Genomic DNA, 17,284 nt, shown 5'->3' with positions numbered 1-17,284 from the left:
TCGCCCCGAGGTCAGGGCGGGCATAGGGGTGGGTGCAGGGGGGCCGTTATGCCGATTCCCCGGCACAGTCCTATCCACAAAGAGTTCCTGCGAATCACCATGCGCGGCCTTCTGAGCTGCCGGGCGCGGAACTGTGAACGACAGTCCGCACATCTGGAGAGGCCGTGAGATTGCTACCCGACTCCCCGCCGAGCGCGGTGAAAGGGCCGGATACCGACCGGGCCGGCGCCCCGGGGACTTCACCGGCCGGACCCGCCGAGGCGCGGGAGGCATCCGGTGACGGGCCCCCGAAGTCCCGGCCGCGGCTCCGCCCCGGCTTCCGGTGGCCGGCCGCCGTCCGGCCGGGACCGGCGGTGGCGGTGCTCTGGCTGCTGATCGTGGTGACCGCCGCACTCGCCCCGGAGCTCTTCACCTCGCGGGACCCGCTGGCGGTGGACACCCCGGACCGGCTGCTCGGCCCCTCCGCGGAACACCTGCTGGGGACCGACCAGCTCGGCCGGGACCTCTTCACCCGGCTGGTCCACGGCACCGGGGCGTCCCTCCTGGCCGCCCTGATCGCGACGGTCATCGGACTGACCGCCGGAACGGTGCTCGGCCTGCTGGCCGGGTTCCTCCGGGGCGGCGCCGACATGGTGATCATGAGAATCGTGGACATGCTGCTGTCGATCCCCGGCCTGCTCCTGTCCCTGGTGCTGATCGTGGCCCTGGGACCCGGCATCCGGAACGCGGCGATCGCGGTCGGTCTGACGAGCATCGCCACCTGCACCCGCATCATGCGCGCCGAAGTCCTCAAGGTCCGCGAGAGCCTGTACGTGGAGGCGGCGCACTCCGGCGGGGCACGGTGGCCGCGCGTCCTGGCACGCCATGTGCTGCCGAACACCCTGGGCCCGGTCTGGGCCCTGGCGGCCCTGGAGTTCGGCACCGCGATCCTCGCGGTGTCCGCGCTCAGCTTCCTCGGCTACGGCGTCCAGCCCCCGACCCCCGAGTGGGGCGCGCTGGTCTCGGAGGGGCGCGACTCCCTGCGGGTCGCCTGGTGGCTGACCACCTTCCCCGGCCTCGCCGTCGCCGCGACCGTGGTGGCGTCCAACCGGGTGGCGCGCGCCCTCGACAACGACCCGAGGGCGGCCCGATGAGCTCCGCGACCGTCCCCGGACCCGAGGCGACGCTCCCCGGCCCCGGCTTCGGCTCCGGCCCCGGCTCCGGCTCCGGCTCCGCGACCGCACCGCTGCTCGACGTCCGCGAACTCGCCGTGCGCTACCGGCTGCGCCGCGGCGTCGTCGACGCCGTACGGTCCGTCAGCTTCGCCGTCGCCCCCGGCGAGACCGTCGCCGTCGTCGGTGAGTCCGGCTCCGGCAAGTCCACGACCGCGCACGCCGTCCTCGGCCTCCTGCCGCCCTCCGCCGAACTGGCCGGAGGCAGCATCGACTTCGCCGGCCAGGACCTGACCCGGCTCGGCGAACGACGCCTGCGGAGCCTGCGCGGCCGGGGGATCGCTCTGATCCCCCAGGACCCCGGCACCGCTCTCAACCCCGTCCACCGCATCGGCCGGCAGGTCGCCGAGACGCTGATCACCCACGGCATCACCGACCGGCGCGGAGCGCCCGCCGCCGTGCTCGACCTGCTCGCCGACGCGGGGGTGCCCGACCCGCGGTGGCGGGCCGGACAGTTCCCGCACGAGCTGTCCGGCGGGCTGCGCCAGCGCGTGCTCATCGCCATCGCCGTCGCCGCACAGCCGCGCCTGATCGTCGCCGACGAACCGACCAGCGCGCTCGACGTCATCGTCCAACGGCAGATCCTCGACCACATCCAGTCACTGACCCGTGCGGCGGGCACCAGCGTCCTGCTCATCACGCACGACCTCGGCGTCGCCGCCGAACGCAGCGACCGCGTCCTGGTGATGGCCCGGGGCGAGATCGTCGAGGACGGCCCGCCGGAGCGCGTCGTGACCGCCCCGGCGCACCCCTACACCCGGGCGCTCGTGGCGGCCGCACCCGGCCACGGCCCCCGCCGCCCGCCCTCCGGCGTGAGCGTCCGGGAGCGGGACGCGGCGCCGAAGCCCGCCGCCGGGACGGCCGCGCCCGCGGGCCCGGTGGAGATCAGCGCCGAGCACCTGGCGAAGGAGTACCGGCTGCCGCGCGCCGCCGGCCACCACGCGGTCCTGCGCGCCGTCGACGACGTCAGCCTGACCGTCCCGCGCGGCGAGACGTTCGCGCTGGTAGGGGAGTCGGGATCGGGCAAGTCGACCGTGGCGCGCCTGCTGCTGCGGCTCACCCAGCCGACCTCGGGACGGGTGTACGTCGACGGCGCGGACGTCACCGCCCACCGCGGGCGGGACCTGCGCGCGCTGCGCCGCCGGATGCAGATCGTGCACCAGAACCCGTACGCGGCCCTCAACCCCCGGATGACGATCGGCCGGATCATCACCGACCCCCTGACGGCGTACGGTCTGGGGACACGCCGCCGGCGCCGGGAGCGGGCCGCCGAGCTGGTCGACCTCGTCGCCCTGCCCGGCACGGTGCTGGAGCGCCGGCCCTCGGAGCTCTCGGGCGGCCAGCGCCAGCGCGTGGCGATCGCCCGGGCCCTCGCACTCGACCCGGGCCTGGTGGTCTGCGACGAGCCGGTGTCCGCACTGGACGTCTCGGTCCAGGCCCAGATCCTCGACCTGCTCGCCGAGCTCCAGGCCCGGCTCGGACTCAGCTGTCTGTTCATCTCGCACGACCTGGCCGTGGTGCGGCAGATCGCCCACCGGGTCGGCGTCATGCGCGCGGGACGCCTCGTCGAGGAAGGGCCCACCGAGCAGATCTTCGCCCGTCCCGCCCACCCGTACACCGAAGCCCTGCTGGCGGCCATCCCCGGCCGTGAGCAGCTCGGGCAGGCCGGACCACCGTCCGCGGCCCGCCCCTGAACACCGGGCGGCCGCCCGCGGCCCGCCCCCGAACACCCCATGACCGTCCGCCCCACGCCACGGACGCCGGACGACCCGTCCGCGTACGCCGTCGAGCGCGGGAACACCGGTCACCTCCCGGACCGCTCCCCACGCCGGTCTTCCCGCCGCGCGACCACAGAACCACCCCTCGCACCGTTCGAGCATCAGAGCATCACAAGGAGACGACCCCGTCATGCAACCCCGAGCACGCAGACTCCGCTCCGCGCTGGTCCTGGTGACCAGCCTCACCGTCCTCCTCACCGCCTGCGGAGGCTCGGACGACTCGTCGGGCGACGCCGCGAACAGCACCCCCAAGAAGGGCGGCACCCTCACCCTCGCCCTCCAGCAGTCCCCGCAGAGCGCCAACCCCCGCGCGTTCACCGACACGGGCGCCGTCTACGTCAACCGGCAGCTCTTCGACTCGCTGGTGAGCCAGGACCCCGAGACCGGCAAGATCGTGCCGTGGCTCGCCAAGTCCTGGGACATCAGCGAGGACGCCACCGAGTTCACCTTCCACCTCCGCGACGGCGTCACCTTCTCCGACGGCACCCCGCTGACCGCCGAGGTCGTCAAGGCCAACTTCGACGACCTGGTCGCGAACAAGGCGAAGGTGAACCCGTCGATCGCCCCCGTCGCCGGCGCGGTCGCCTCCGCCGAGGTCGTCGACCCGGCGTCCGTGAAGATCACCTTCAGCAAGCCCAACGCCCCCTTCCTCGTCGCCGCCTCCCAGACCGGGCTCTCCATCGTCGCCCCCGCCACGCTCGAACTCCCCTGGGACAAGCGCGTCGACAAGGTGATCGGCTCCGGCCCCTTCGTCCTGGACACCTTCGCCTCCGGCAAGGTCACCCTCTCCAAGCGCAAGGGGTACGACTGGTCGCCCGGCAGCATCCGTCACAGCGGGGACGCCTACCTCGACAAGGTGGTCTTCACGGTGGTGCCGGAGGCGAGCGTGCGCACCGGCAGCCTCCAGTCGGGACAGATCCAGGCCGTCAGCGACGTACCCCCGGGCGACATCACGTCCGTACGCGACAGCGGGCTGAAGCTCGTCACCCGCCCCAACCCCGGGCTGGTCTGGGGCCTGGTGCCCATCTCGGCCCGCAAGCCGCTCGACGACGTACGCGTCCGCCAGGCCATCGCCCTGTCGGTCGACCGGACCGAGGTGCGCGACGCCGTGCTGAGCCCGGAGTTCAAGCCCGCGACCAGCGTGCTCGCCTCCACCACCCCGGGATACACGGACCTCGCCTCCGTGGTGAAGCACGACCCCGCCGAGGCGGGCGCCCTGCTGGACGCCGCCGGCTGGACCCGCAGCGGTGACGGGGTACGGGCCAAGGACGGCAAGGAGCTCTCCCTCGTCGTCGGCTGGTTCCCCGGCTACACCGCCAGCCAGAAGACCCTGGAACTGATCAAGGCCCAGCTCGCGAAGAACGGCATCGAGCTGAAGCTGCTCCAGCAGACCGGCCTCCAGATCCTCGAGGGCCTCAAGAAGGAGAAGTACGACTTCTTCTGGACCAACGGCACCCAGGCGGACGGCGACGTGCTGCGCACCTCCTTCTCCGGAGCGCCGCCGAACTACTACCGGATCAACGACACGACGCTGGAGCCGCTCCTCCAGGAGCAGGTCGCCACCGGCGACCCCGCGGCCCGGAACAAGATCCTCGCCCAGGCCCAGCGGCGCATCGTCGAAGAGGTCGTCTACCTCCCGGTGTTCGAGCAGACGACCATCGTCGCCACCGGCAAGGAGGTGCACGGACTCACGCTGGGCGCGGGCGCCGGCCTGAACCCGCTGACGCCCGTCTGGCTCTCCTGACGGCCGCCGTCCCGCTCCCGCCCGTACCGGACGACCGATGAGGTACGACCGATGAAACGACCGACGACGTACGACCGATGAAGGAGGCGATCATCGCCATGCCGGTGACGCTCGACGAACGAACCCGTGCGCTCTTCGACGGCCGGAACTTCCCGGTCGTGTCCACGGTGAACCCCGACGGAAGCCCCCAGTCCTCGGTGGTGTGGGCGAAGCGGGACGGTGACGCCCTGCTCTTCGTGACCCCTCTGGAGCGCGGCAAGGCCCGGAACCTGGCGCGCGACCCGAGGATCAGCGTCTCGGTGTTCGACGCGGCGAACCCGTACAGCTCGGTGGAGGTGCGCGGGACCGCGCACCTCTCCGAGGACGGCGCACAGGCGCTGTCCGACGAACTGGCCCTGAAATACCTGGGCGAGACCCACGCCCCGCCGGACGCGCTGGTGCGGGTCGTCGTGCGGGTCGTGCCCGAGAAGGTCATCGCTTTCCCCCGGTCCTGACGCCGGTCCTGACGCTGTTCCTGACGCCAAGGAGGACACCATGTCCCTACGAGTACTGATCATCGACATCCCGTCCAACGGACACCTCTTCCCCAAGCTGGCCCTGGTCTCCGAACTCGTCGGCCGCGGCCACCACGTCACCTACGTGACGATCGAGGAGTTCGCCGAGAAGGTGCGCGGAGCCGGCGCCGAGGTGCTCGCGTACACCTCGGTGAAGCCGCTGGAGAGCCTGGCCAACGACAGCTCCATCACCCCGACCGAGGCGTTCTTCCGCGAGAACGTCGCCATCCTGCGGGCCGTCGAGGCGCACTACGGCGACGACCGCCCGGACCTCGTGGCCTTCGACGAGGCCGCCTTCCAGGCCGGCCGCGTCCTGCGCCACGTCTGGGGGCTCCCCGCCGTGCACCTCGCACCGAGTGTGGTGTCCAACGCGCACTACTCGTACTTCGAGCGGATCTTCGCGCTCGCCCCGGAGTTCGCCCTCACCGACCCCGTCGACGAGATCACCGCGTTCCTCGACAGCTACGGGATCGCCGACCGGGTCCAGGAGTTCCTGTGGACCGAGCGCGTACCCGACGAACTCACCGTCGTCTTCGTGCCCCGGCACTTCCAGCCCGCGTACGAGACCTTCGACGAACGCTTCGTGTTCATCGGGCCGAGCCTGGGGGACCGGGGCTTCCTCGACGACTGGGAGCCGCCCGCGGACGGCCTGCCGACCGTGCTCGTCTCGCTCGGCACCGTCAACAACCAGCACCTCGGCTTCTTCCGCACCGCCGTCGACGCCTTCCGCGACCAGCCCCTGCACGCCGTGATCTCGGTGGGCAACGGCCTGGACCCGGCCGAGCTGGAACCGCTGCCGCCCAACGTCGAGGTCCACCGCTGGATACGCCATGTGAAGGTCCTGGAACACGCCGCCGCGTTCGTCACGCACGGCGGCACCGGCAGCCTCTCCGAGGCGCTCCACACCGGGACGCCCGTCGTCGTCGTGCCGCAGGGCGTCGACGTCCTGCCCTACGCGGAGCGCGTCACCGACCTGGGCATCGGCGCCGTCGTCCGGCCCGAGAACCTTCAGGCAGAGGCGCTGCGCGAGGCCGTGCTCACGGTGGCGGGCGACGAGGAGGTCGCCCGGCGGGTGCAGGAGCTCCAGGAACACACCAACGCGTCGGGCGGGCCCGCGCTCGCGGCCGACGAGATCGAGAACTACCTCAAGCGGGAACAGCGATGAAATTTCTTCTCCTCCCTCATCTGCCACGCCAGGACAAGCCGGACGAGCTCCAGCTCAGGGAACTCGTCGACTACGCGGTACTCGCCGAGGAGCTGGGCTTCGACGCCTACGGGATCGGGGAGCGCCACGACCGCCCCGCCGTGTCGTCGTCCCCGCCGGTCCTCCTCAGCAACATCGCCGCGCGGACCTCGAAGATCCGGCTGTTCACCGCGGTGACGACGCTCGGCATGCTCGACCCGCTGAGGGCCTTCGAGGACTACTCCACGCTCGACAACCTCTCCGGCGGCCGGCTCGACCTCATCGTCGCCAAGGGCGCCTACCCCCGCTCCAGCAAGCTCTTCGGGGTCACCCCGGAGAACCAGTGGGACCTGCTCCAGGAGAACTACGCGCTGTTCCGCCGGCTGTGGGCCGAGGACGACGTCACCTGGGAGGGCCGCCTCGGCCGCTCCCTGGAGAACGCCGAACCGCTGCCGCGGCCCTACCAGAAGAACATCCGCATCTGGCACGGCAGCGGCAGCAGCACCGGCTCCGCCGACTTCGCCGCCCAGCACGGCGACCCGCTCTTCTCCTCCAACGGCAGCGGTCCCATCGACCGCTACGCCAAGCTGATCCACCACTACCGCGAGCGCTACGCCGCCCACGGGCACGACCCCCGCGGGGCCCTCGTGGGCGCGGGCACCGCCGGCTACTTCGGAGCACGCACCTCCCAGGAGGCCGTCGCCGCCTACCGCCCGGTGTTCGAGGCGAGACTCGCCGTCAACCGCACCTTCGACGGCGGCTCGATCAGATACGACACCGTCGAGGACTGGATCGAGCACAGCTCGGTCCTGGTCGGCAGCCCGCAGCAGATCATCGAGAAGGTCATCGGCCAGCACCAGCAGTTCGGCCACGAACTGCTCCATGTGCACGTCGACGGCGAAGTCCTCAGCCGTGCCCAGTACGACGCCACGCTGGAGCTCTTCTTCGACGAGATCGCCCCGGTGCTCCGTCGCGAGCTCCCGAGCAGGCCGCTGGACGGGAGCAGCTGAACCGATGGCGCGCTATCTGCTGTCACGGGCCGGCCAGGCCGTCTTCGTGATCTGGGCGGCCTTCACGATCTCCTTCGTGGTGCTGTTCGCCCTGCCCAGCGACCCGGTCGCGGTGATGGCCGGACCCAACTCCAGTCTGACCCCCGCCGAACTCGACGCGATGCGCGCCGACCTCGGTCTCGACCGGCCGGTGACCGAGCAGTACGTCAGCCGGCTCGGCGCCCTCCTTCAAGGCGATCTCGGCCGGTCGATCCAGAGCCGCGAGGAGGTCTCCCACCTCATGGGCGAGGCCCTGCCCCAGACCGCGCAGATCACCGGCGCGGGCCTGGGGCTCGGCCTCCTGCTCGGCACGGCACTCGCCGTGGGCGCCTCCCTGGTGCGGTGGCGCTGGCTCCAGCAGATGCTGATGAGCCTGCCGCCGCTCGGTGTGTCGCTGCCCTCGTACTGGGTGGGTCTGCTGCTCCTTCAGCAGTTCTCCTTCCGGTGGCACGTCTTCCCGGCGATCGGCAACGAGGGGATCGAGAGCATGGTCCTGCCCGCACTCACCCTGGCGCTGCCGGCCGGGGCCCTCATCGCCCAGCTCCTCAGCAAGAGCCTGCAGTCGGAGCTGCTGGAGGGGTACGTGGAGACGGCGCGGGCGAAGGGCGTGCGGCGGCCCGTCGTCCATGTGCGGCACGCGCTGCGCAACGCCGTCCTGCCCGCGCTGACGATGGTCGGGCTGCTGGTGGGCGGGATGCTGTCCGGGTCCGTGGTCGTGGAGACGGTGTTCTCGCGCGACGGCCTCGGCCGGCTCACCACGCAGGCGGTCAGCGGACAGGACCTGCCGCTGGTGCAGGGCCTGGTCCTGCTCGGCGCCACCGTGTTCGCCGTGGTCAACCTGCTGGTGGACCTCCTCTATCCGGTCATCGACCCGCGGATCGCCCGTGAGGGACGACGCCCGCGTCCCACGGCCCCCGCCGCGGTCGGCGCCACCGTGTAGGCCGGACAGCCGCCGCTTCCCGGGCGGCGGCAGCACACGCGGGCCCCTGTCCGGTCACCGGACAGGGGCCCGCGTGCCGCGCGCGGTCATGGCGCCGGCCGTTTCCTCAGCGGCTCCCACCAGGCACGGTTGTCCCGGAACCAGGCGACCGTCTCGGCCAGCGCGGCGTCGAAACCGTGGCGGGGCTCGTACCCCAGCTCCTCGCGGATCAGGGTGCAGTCCACCGAGTACCGCCGGTCGTGGCCCTTGCGGTCCTCGACGTGCTCGACGCGGTCCCAGCCGGCCCCGCAGGCCGCCAGCAGCCGTCCGGTGAGGTCCTTGTTGGTGAGCTCCGTGCCGCCGCCGATGTTGTAGACGGCACCGGGACGCCCCTGGGTGCGGACCAGCTCGATGCCCTGTACGTGGTCGTCGACGTGCAGCCAGTCCCTGATGTGGAGGCCGTCCCCGTACAGCGGCACCGGCAGGCCCTCCAGGAGGTTGGTGACGAAGAGCGGGATGATCTTCTCGGGGTGGTGGAACGGGCCGAAGTTGTTGGAGCAGCGCGTCACCCGCACATCCAGACCGTGCGTACGGTGGCAGGCGAGGGCGAGCATCTCGGCGGCCGCCTTGGACGCCGCGTAGGGCGAGTTGGGCCGCAGCGGATCGGTCTCGGGCCAGGAGCCCTCCGTGGCCGAGCCGTACACCTCGTCGGTGGAGATGTGGACGAACCTGTCCAGCCCGCCGCGCAGGGCGGCGTCCAGGAGCGTCTGGGTCCCCAGCACGTTCGTGGAGACGAATTCGGCCGCGCTGTCGATGGAGCGGTCGACGTGGGACTCGGCGGCGAAGTGCACCACCTGGTCGTGCTCCGCGACCAGCCGGTCCACGAGCGCCCCGTCGCGGATGTCGCCGTGGACGAAGCGGAAGCCGGGATGGTCCCGGACCGCGTCCAGATTGGCGGTGTTGCCCGCGTAGGTGAGGGCGTCGAGCACGGTGACCGCGAGCCCGCCCGGCCCTTCGGGACCCAGGAGGGTGCGTACATGGTGGGAGCCGATGAATCCGGCGCCGCCCGTCACCAGGACCTTGGTCGTCATGAGGAGATCTGCACCTTGCTGTAGTCGCCGAGCACCAGCCGGTGGGCGGCGCGGATCCGGGGAGCCGGGGTGACCTCGACCGAACGGCCGACGAGGGACGCCTCCACGCGGTGGACGCCCCTGATCGAGGAGTCGGCCAGGATGATCGAGTACTCGATCTCGCTGTCCTCGATGCGGCAGTTGTCGGAGATCGAGGTGAACGGGCCCAGGTAGGAGTCGACGATCACCGTCCCCGTGCCCACCACGGCCGGACCGACGATCCGGGACCCGCGGACCACCGCGCCGGCCTCGATCCGCACCCGGCCGATGATCTGGGTCGCCTCGTCGATCTCGCCCTCGACGCCGGGGACCAGGTTCTCCAGGACGCTGCGGTTCGCCTCCAGCATGTCCTCGACGTTCCCGGTGTCCTTCCAGTAGCCCGTGATCGTCGTCGACCGCACCCGCAGCCGTTCGTCGATGAGCCACTGGATGGCGTCGGTGATCTCCAGCTCACCGCGCCAGGACGCCTTGATCGCCCGTACCGCCCGATGGACCGCCGGGGTGAACAGATAGACGCCGACGAGCGCCAGGTCGCTCTTGGGCCGCCGCGGCTTCTCCTCCAGCTTCAGCACCTGCCCGGCGGCGTCCAGCTCCGCCACGCCGAACCGGGAGGGGTCGGGGACCTGGGTGAGCAGCACCTGCGCGTCGGGCCGGTCCCTGCGGAACTCGTCGACGACGTCGGCTATCCCGCCGACGATGAAGTTGTCACCCAGATACATGAGGAAATCGTCGTCGCCCAGGAAATCGCGGGCGATGAGAACAGCGTGGGCGAGCCCCAACGGGGACTCCTGCCGGATGTACGTGACCTCGACGCCGAATTGCGAACCGTCGCCGACCGCTTTCTCGATCTCGTCCGCCGTGTCGCCCACGACGATTCCCACCTCGGTGATGCCGGTGGCCGCGATGGCTTCGAGCCCGTAGAAGAGAACGGGTTTGTTGCCCACCGGAACCAGCTGTTTCGCCGAGGTGTGGGTGATCGGACGCAGACGGGTGCCGGAACCACCGGCGAGGACCAATGATTTCATGCTTCCCATGGTTCACGGCAATAGCGCCGGTGCGTCCCCTGAGCGTGCTTCGGAAACCCCTACGGCCGAGCGTGCTTCGAATCCCCGGTGGTCGGGCGTGCTCCCGAGACCCCTGCGGCCGAGCGCGCCCTGAACCCTTTCCCCCGCCGGGCACGACGCGAAGTCCCCTCCCGCGCCGGGCGCGGGAGGGGACGACGGTGCTGAGGCGGTGCGGCGTGTGCCGGAGTGTCAGCCGCGGAGCGTCTTCAGCGCGCCGGCCCACTTCTCCAGCTGGTCCAGCACCCGGCCCAGCTCCTCCTCACGGGTCTCGGACGGGGCGAAGGCGGGGTAGTTCGGGAAGTCGACCGAGACGGGCAGCGGAAGCTGCGCCTGCACGGTCGCGAGCTGGAGCTCGGCGGCGATCTGCCGAAGGTGCTCCACCGCGCGCACGCCGCCCGCGCCACCGATGCTGACGAAGCCCGCGGCCTTGTTGTTCCACTCGCCGTAGATGTAGTCGAGCGCGTTCTTGAGCGCCGCGGGGGCGCTGTGGTTGTACTCCGGCGTGACGAAGACGAAGCCGTCGAACTCGGCGATCTTCGCCGCCCAGCGCTTGGTGTGCGCCTGCTCGTACTGCCCGTACTGCGGCGGCAGCGCTTCGTCGTAGGCCGGCAGCTCGAAGTCCGCGAGGTCGACCAGCTCGTAGTCGGCCTCCGGACGCTTGGACGCGACCGTGTGCACCCACTCGGCCACCTCCCGGGTGACCCGGCCCGGGCGGACGCTTCCGACGATCACGGCAAGTTTGGGCATGACTGCTCCCCATCCCTATGGGTTGATGTATCAACTCAAGAGTGTGGGAACCGAGGTGATGCGTCAACTGCCTTCGGGATCTGTTCATGGGACTGAAGTGATCGCACCCGTCCGGGACTTGGCCGAACGGTGCTCCCCGGGCCCCTTCACCACCCGCCGGGGGAGTCGGGGACCAGCAGCGGGCGGAGCCGGTGTGCGCTGTCCTGGACCTGCCGGGCCAGGGACCTCGTCCGGGCGGCGGCGGCCCGGCTCCACGTCGTGCCCACGCCGAGAGCGAGATAGCTTCCGCCGTCCTGGCCGAGGATCGGCACCGCGACGGTCAACTGCATCGGGTACAGCTCCCTGTTGGAGACGGCGTAGCCGCGCTCCCGGGAGGCCGCCAGCTCCTCGCGCAGCCGCTGAGGCGAGGTGATCGTGCGCTCCGTGAACCGTTCGAGCGGGGCGAGCGAGTCCAGCTCGGCGTCCGCCGTGCCCGGCCACGCCAGGAGGGCCTTGCCGAACGCCGACGCGTGCAGCGGCACCGAGTTGGCGACCCGGGTGGACCAGTCGTCGGGCGCCTCGGCGACGGGGAGGTCGCTGACCACCAGCACCTCGTCGCGGTCGCGCAGGGCGAGGACGGCGGAGCCGGACGTCTCCCGGGCCAGCCGCCGCAGTTCCGGCCGCGCCAGATCGAAGCGGCGCTGGTGGTGCAGTACGCGGTTGAGTCCCGCGATCGCGCTGCCCAGCCGGTAACGCCGGGTCGCCGGATCCTGTTCGAGGAACCCGGCCTTCTCCAGCGCCCTGGCCATCCGGTAGACGCTGCTGACGTTCAGGTCGAGGCTCCGGGCGATGTCGGACACGCCCACGGGGCCCGGTGCGGTCCTGAGGCATTGGAGGACCTCGAAGGCCCGCTCCACCGTCTGTGCGCCGGGCGCCCGGCCGGGTGCGGGGTCCGGGGCGTCCTGTCGTGCCATGCGGGAAGTCCTGTCCTTCAGCCGTCCGCGTGGACCGGACGGGAGTGGGGGTGCTGCCGTCGTCGGCCCATCATGCCAAAGGTTGCCGCTATATGAAATGTGCCTTCACTATTTGACAAGCTCCTCGCGGCTGGTCGAGCCTGACGGCATGACGCACACCGAGGCCGCGGCAGTGCCCCCCAGGGGCGCCCGCCATGCCTGACGCCCCACCCCCGTACGACTTCCTGGTCGTGGGCGCGGGGGTCGCCGGCTCGATCGTCGCCGCCCGGCTCTCCGAACTCCCCGACACCACCGTGCTGTTGCTCGAAGCCGGCAGGGAACTCCCCGACTCCCCGCAGACCCGCGACCCGTTACGCGGCGGTGAGCTGCTGGGCTCGGACGCGGACTGGTCCGACGACACCGTTCCCCAGCACGCACTCGGCCGACGCACCGTCCACTGGCCCGCCGGCCGCGCGCTCGGCGGTTCGTCCGCCCTCAACGCCGCACTGTGGGTCCCCGGCCACCCCGCCGACTACGACGCCTGGAGCGACTACGGCGAGGACTGGACCTGGGAGAGCGCCCGGGCCTCCTTCGACCGGCTGGAGGACGGTGACCGGGGAGCCGGCGGGGGCGGCCCGCTGCCGGTCCGCACCGCGGGCGAACACCCCCTGAACGACGCGCTGTCCGCCGCCGCCCACACACTCGGCCCGTCCCGCGCGGCAGTCGGCGGGGCCCGCCCCCAACGCGTCGAGCCCCTGCGCCGCACGGTGCGGGACGGGCGTCGCGTCACCTTCGCGGACGCGTTCCTCGGCCCCGCGCGGACCCGGGACAACCTGCGGATCGTCACCGGGGCGCATGTCACCCGGATCGTCGTCGAGGACGGCCGGGCCACCGGAGTCGTCTACCGCCAGGACGGCGGCCCGCCCGTCACCGCGACCGCCCGCCGCGAGGTGCTCCTCGCCGCCGGAGCCGTACGCTCCCCGCAGCTCCTGCTGCTCTCGGGCATCGGCCCCGCACCGGACCTGGAGCGGCTCGGGATCACCGTCGTCGCCGAACTGCCGGGCGTGGGACGCGATCTGCACGACCACATCTGCGTCGGCGGCGCGGTGCACGCCCCGCCGCCCGCCGACGCCGGGCCGGCGCGGCGGACCGAACCCCCGGCGGACACCGCCGGTGTGGTGGTGTTCGCCCGGAGCCGCCCCGGTGCGGGGGCGCCGGACGTCGAGATCGTGTTCGCGCCCGGCCGGGGCGCGTCGCCGGGCGAGGCGTCCGGGATCACGTACGGCGTGGTCGCGCTCCAGCCGCGCAGCAGGGGGACCGTACGCCTCGCCAGCACCGACCCGCTCGCGCCGCCACTCATCGACCCCGGCTATCTGAGCGACCCCGGGGGCGAGGACCTCGCCGTCCTCCGCGCCGGCGTGCGGCTCGCCCGCCGCCTTCTGACCGCACCGTCCCTGGCCCCCTACGCGGGCGGACCCGCCGGGCCCGGTCCAGCCGACACCGCCGCCGACGAGGAACTGGACGCCCACATCCGGCGTACGGCAGGAGGCATGTTCCACCCGGCCGGAACCGCCCGCTTCGGACCCGACCACGACCCGCACGCCGTGCTCGACGCCGAGCTGCGCGTCCGCGGCGTCACCGGGCTGCGCGTGGTCGACGCCTCGGCGATCCCCGTACTCAACCGCGGTCACACCATGGCCCCCACGGCCTACGTCGCCGAGCGCGCGGCGGCACTCGTACGCCGCTCATGGCCCGACCGGAACAGCGGCGCCCCGCGCACCGGGACCGGACGTGCGGAGAGCGCCGAGCACACCGCGCACACCACACGCACCTCGCACGCCGCGCACACCCAGCAACCCACACGCACCGAGCACCCCACACGCACCGAGCACGCCACACGCACCGAGCACGCCACACGCACTGAGCACCCCCAGCAGACCACACGCACCCAGCACACCGAGCACGCGAAGGGGCAGCAGCCATGACGGTGAAGATCCTCTGGTACCTCCAGTCCGCGGACGGCCCGGTCCCGTGGGAGGAGCACGGCGTCTGGCGCAACGACCTGCCCCGGCTGCGGGCCGCCGCCGAGGTGATCGACCGGGTGGGGCTCTACGGCGCGCTCCTGCCGACCGGCCCGCACGAGCCGCTCGCCCTCGCCTCGGCCCTGACCCCGCTCACCCGGCGGATGCGCTTCCTGGTGGCCCTCTACCCGGGGCTGATCTCGCCGGCGAAGCTCGTCGACATCGCCCTGGCCATCGACAACTTCAGCGAGGGCCGGCTGCTCTTCAACGTCGTCAACGGGCATGACTCCTGGCTGCCGGAGTACGGCATGTTCCTCCCGCACGACGAGCGCTACTCCTACAGCTCCGAGTACTGGGAGGCGTTCGCCCTCCGCTGGTCCAGCACCAAGGAGGGGTACGAGGGCAAGCACATCCGGCTCGCCCCCCGCACCTTCGACATCCCGCTCACCTTCTTCCCCGAGGCCGTCCAGTCCCGCATCCCGCTGTGGGGCGCCGGAGCGTCGGAGGCGGGGGTCGAACACGCGGCGAAGACGGTGGACTTCTACCTCAGCTTCGCCGACCTGCCGGACCGGCTCGGAGCGAAGTTCCAGCAGGTCGCCTCGGTCGCCGCCAGACACGGACGCACCCTCGGATACGGCACCCGGCTCCAGGTCGTCGTCCGCGACACGGAGGAGGAGGCATGGGCCCACGCCCGGTGGCTCCTGGAGCAGACCTCCCACGCCAAGGCCGTGGAACTCGCCTCGTACAAACTGGGCCCCGGCTGGCTGGACAAGGAGGTCGAGACGGACGACCCCCGGGTGCGGCGCTGCGTCGACGCACTGCGCGCCGGCCGGCTGCCCGAGGTCGAGGACCTCGTCGTACACCCCAACGTCTGGCTCGGGCCGAGCACCTTCGGGTTCGACTTCCTCGGGCCCGGGGCCGGGACCTGGCTGGTCGGCACACCGGCCCAGGTCGCCGAGCGCATTCAGGAGTACGCCGCACACGGCGCCGAGTCCTTCATCCTCTCGGGATGGCCGCTCGCCTCCGAGGCGCTGCGCTTCGGACGGGACGTACTGCCGCTCCTCGACGTCGACCACGAGTTCGAGATCCCGCCGTTCCAGCCGGAGGGGTACGAGGAACTGCTCGGCGTCTTCCCCGAGGCCCGGGGCCCCGAGAGCCGCCCCGCCGCCGTGGCGGCCCGAGGAGCCGGCCCCCGATGACGGGCGCGCGTCCCCGGGCGGTGCCGGCCATCGACACCATCCGGCTCACCCGGTGCCCCGTCCCCACCGCGAGCGGCCTCGCCCACCGACTGGGCCTGCTCGACGCGGCGTTCGCCCCCGAGGGCATCACCGTCGCCCTCCTCCAGGACGGCGCGCCGGAACTGGCCCGGCACCACCTCGACCACGAACTGCCCGGCCTCTTCCGCGAAGGAGGCAGCATCCCGGCCCTCGCCGCCCGGGCCGCGGGCGCGCCGACCCGGCTCATCGGTCTGACCTGGATCGAGGAGCGCCAGGTGATCCTGGTGCGTCCCGGATCGGGCATCGACTCCCCAAAGGCCCTCGCGGGACGGGTGGCCGCCCTGCCCGTCCACGGCCCGGACCCGGGCGCGGGCGTCATGCGCGCCATGGCGCTCCAGGGATTCCGGGGAGCGCTGGCACTCGCCGGACTCGGGCTCGACAGCGTCGACTTCCGCGAGGTCCCCGACGCCCGGGACGCACACCCCGGCTGGACCGTCAACGGCGTCCTGCCCCACCCCTGGACCGGCATCGAAGCCCTCCGGCGCGGCGAGGTCGACGCCGTCTACGCCAAGGGAGCCGCCGCTCTCGCCCACGCCGCCCGGACCGGCGCGGTCATCGGCATCGACCTCGACGACCAGGACGACCCGGGCAGCCGGGTCAACAACGGCACGCCCCGCCCGATCACCGTCCACGAACGGACCCTCGCCGACCACCCCGGCCTCGTGGTGCGGTTCCTGGCCGAGACGCTGCGGGCCGCCGACTGGGCCGCGCACCACCAGCAGGAGCTGCTGCGGATCCTGCACGGCGAGACCGGCGGCACCCCGGAGTCGGTCGCGGCGGCCCACCGCGGCGACTTTTACCGCCGCCTCCACCCCGACCTGTCCGACGACCGGCTCACCCTGCTCGGCCAACAGAAGGAGTTCCTTGTGTCCCACTCATTCCTCGCCACCGACTTCCCACTTGATACGTGGGTGGCTCACGAGCCGCTCCGGGCCGCGCGCGCCCTGGTGGCCGCCCGATGAGCGCCGGCCTCGACGTCGACGCGTTCACGGCCACCCTGCTCGACGACGCCACCACCGCGTTCCAGGTACTCCGGGAGACCGGGACCACCACGGCCAGTGCGACGCTGAGCTTCGTGGTGCGCGCGCCGGGCGGGCAGCTGGTCGCCGCGGTGAAGCACCCGGACCCGCTGCGCCCCGGCGCCTCGCCGGAGGTGGTGCTCACCTCCATCCTCGACGGCCCGGACGCGCTGCGTCCGTGGGGCGACGGACTGCGGTACGCGGCGGTGTTCGCGGCCCACCCGTGGCTCAACGCGATCTCGCACGTCCACACCCCGTATCTCGCGGCCTGGGGCCAGACCCACCGGCCGCTGCCGATCCGCTACGTACCGGTCCAGCGCGACACCCTCGCCGACGAACTGCCGGTCTACCTCGACCGCCGCGAGGCGGAGGACGCCTTCATCGTGCGGGTGCTGGACGAGGACCCCGAGGTGCCGGGAATCCTGGAGGCCAACGGCGGGGCCACCATCTGGGGCCGCGGCGGGCTGCTGGACCTCGCCCGCACGATCCTCCTGATCGAGGAGGGCGCCCGCGCCCAGACGCTGGCCGAGGGCATCGGCGGATCGAAGAACTACGGCCCGGGCGTACTGGCCCAGCAGTGGACCGCCATGGGACGCGCCGACAGCCCCAGGGCCCAGGCGCGGATCGCCGAACTCGACGCGGCGGGGGACTGACCC

15 protein-coding genes are annotated in these 17,284 nt (G+C 72.2%); 11 read left to right on the top strand and 4 right to left on the bottom strand.

All coding sequences use genetic code 11. The annotated features are described in order from the left end of the window. The first annotated feature begins 164 nt into the window (after positions 1-164). The 7 genes from ACLJPL_RS20375 (at position 165) to ACLJPL_RS20345 (ending at position 8,459) form a co-directional block, all read left to right on the top strand. The gene (locus ACLJPL_RS20375; protein WP_411082288.1) at positions 165-1,133 is read left to right on the top strand and encodes an ABC transporter permease; all 969 of its coding nucleotides are present in this window, start codon (positions 165-167) and stop codon (positions 1,131-1,133) included. Continuing rightward, positions 1,130-2,905, top strand: a complete 1,776-nt coding sequence (locus tag ACLJPL_RS20370) for a dipeptide ABC transporter ATP-binding protein (protein ID WP_411082287.1) — start codon at positions 1,130-1,132, stop codon at positions 2,903-2,905. The genes ACLJPL_RS20375 and ACLJPL_RS20370 overlap by 4 nt, the downstream gene beginning before the upstream one ends. Before the next feature lie 214 nt (positions 2,906-3,119). Beyond that, a complete protein-coding gene (locus tag ACLJPL_RS20365) occupies positions 3,120-4,733 on the top strand; it encodes an ABC transporter substrate-binding protein (RefSeq protein ID WP_411082286.1) in 1,614 nt (537 codons plus the stop codon). 77 nt (positions 4,734-4,810) lie between these two features. Continuing rightward, positions 4,811-5,227: a PPOX class F420-dependent oxidoreductase gene (locus tag ACLJPL_RS20360; RefSeq protein ID WP_411082285.1), complete on the top strand. Its 417-nt coding sequence runs from the start codon at positions 4,811-4,813 to the stop codon at positions 5,225-5,227. A gap of 40 nt (positions 5,228-5,267) precedes the next feature. Next, complete coding sequence (locus tag ACLJPL_RS20355) at positions 5,268-6,452, top strand: macrolide family glycosyltransferase (protein ID WP_411082284.1); 1,185 nt, start codon at positions 5,268-5,270, stop codon at positions 6,450-6,452. Beyond that, positions 6,449-7,480 (top strand): LLM class flavin-dependent oxidoreductase, encoded by a 1,032-nt coding sequence (locus ACLJPL_RS20350; RefSeq protein WP_411082283.1) that lies wholly within the window; start codon positions 6,449-6,451, stop codon positions 7,478-7,480. Before ACLJPL_RS20355 ends, ACLJPL_RS20350 begins: the two co-directional genes overlap by 4 nt. 4 nt (positions 7,481-7,484) lie before the next feature. Beyond that, positions 7,485-8,459, top strand: coding sequence for an ABC transporter permease (locus ACLJPL_RS20345; RefSeq protein WP_411082282.1), 975 nt, complete (start codon positions 7,485-7,487; stop codon positions 8,457-8,459). Positions 8,460-8,545: 86 nt separating this feature from the next. Here ACLJPL_RS20345 and rfbB read toward each other — a convergent pair whose 3' ends face one another. The 4 genes from rfbB to ACLJPL_RS20325 form a co-directional block, all read right to left on the bottom strand. Further along, positions 8,546-9,529: a dTDP-glucose 4,6-dehydratase gene (gene rfbB / locus ACLJPL_RS20340; protein WP_411082281.1), complete on the bottom strand. Its 984-nt coding sequence runs from the start codon at positions 9,527-9,529 to the stop codon at positions 8,546-8,548. Beyond that, complete coding sequence (locus ACLJPL_RS20335) at positions 9,526-10,593, bottom strand: glucose-1-phosphate thymidylyltransferase (RefSeq protein WP_411082280.1); 1,068 nt, start codon at positions 10,591-10,593, stop codon at positions 9,526-9,528. Before ACLJPL_RS20335 ends, rfbB begins: the two co-directional genes overlap by 4 nt. Before the next feature lie 228 nt (positions 10,594-10,821). Further along, positions 10,822-11,379 carry an NADPH-dependent FMN reductase gene (locus tag ACLJPL_RS20330; protein ID WP_411082279.1) on the bottom strand — a complete coding sequence of 186 codons (558 nt, stop codon included), beginning with the start codon at positions 11,377-11,379 and terminating at the stop codon, positions 10,822-10,824. A 146-nt stretch (positions 11,380-11,525) separates the two neighbouring features. Then, complete coding sequence (locus ACLJPL_RS20325) at positions 11,526-12,332, bottom strand: IclR family transcriptional regulator (protein ID WP_411082278.1); 807 nt, start codon at positions 12,330-12,332, stop codon at positions 11,526-11,528. 194 nt (positions 12,333-12,526) lie between these two features. Here ACLJPL_RS20325 and ACLJPL_RS20320 point away from each other — a divergent pair, with 194 nt between their 5' ends. Genes ACLJPL_RS20320 through ACLJPL_RS20305 form a run of 4 tightly spaced genes read left to right on the top strand, consistent with a single transcriptional unit; the run spans position 12,527 to position 17,281 of the window. Further along, positions 12,527-14,296, top strand: coding sequence for a GMC family oxidoreductase (locus ACLJPL_RS20320; protein ID WP_411082277.1), 1,770 nt, complete (start codon positions 12,527-12,529; stop codon positions 14,294-14,296). Then, positions 14,293-15,531, top strand: a complete 1,239-nt coding sequence (locus ACLJPL_RS20315; RefSeq protein WP_411082276.1) for an LLM class flavin-dependent oxidoreductase — start codon at positions 14,293-14,295, stop codon at positions 15,529-15,531. The genes ACLJPL_RS20320 and ACLJPL_RS20315 overlap by 4 nt, the downstream gene beginning before the upstream one ends. After that, positions 15,528-16,571, top strand: coding sequence for an ABC transporter substrate-binding protein (locus ACLJPL_RS20310; RefSeq protein ID WP_411082275.1), 1,044 nt, complete (start codon positions 15,528-15,530; stop codon positions 16,569-16,571). Before ACLJPL_RS20315 ends, ACLJPL_RS20310 begins: the two co-directional genes overlap by 4 nt. After that, positions 16,568-17,281 (top strand): class II aldolase/adducin family protein, encoded by a 714-nt coding sequence (locus tag ACLJPL_RS20305; protein ID WP_411082274.1) that lies wholly within the window; start codon positions 16,568-16,570, stop codon positions 17,279-17,281. The genes ACLJPL_RS20310 and ACLJPL_RS20305 overlap by 4 nt, the downstream gene beginning before the upstream one ends. Positions 17,282-17,284 lie beyond the last annotated feature (3 nt).

The sequence above is a fragment of the Streptomyces sp. cmx-18-6 genome, from assembly GCF_046548915.1.
Classification (GTDB): Bacteria; Actinomycetota; Actinomycetes; order Streptomycetales; family Streptomycetaceae; genus Streptomyces.
The sequence above is the reverse complement of the archived record's forward strand: the minus strand, read 5'-3'. Positions and strand labels throughout refer to the sequence as shown.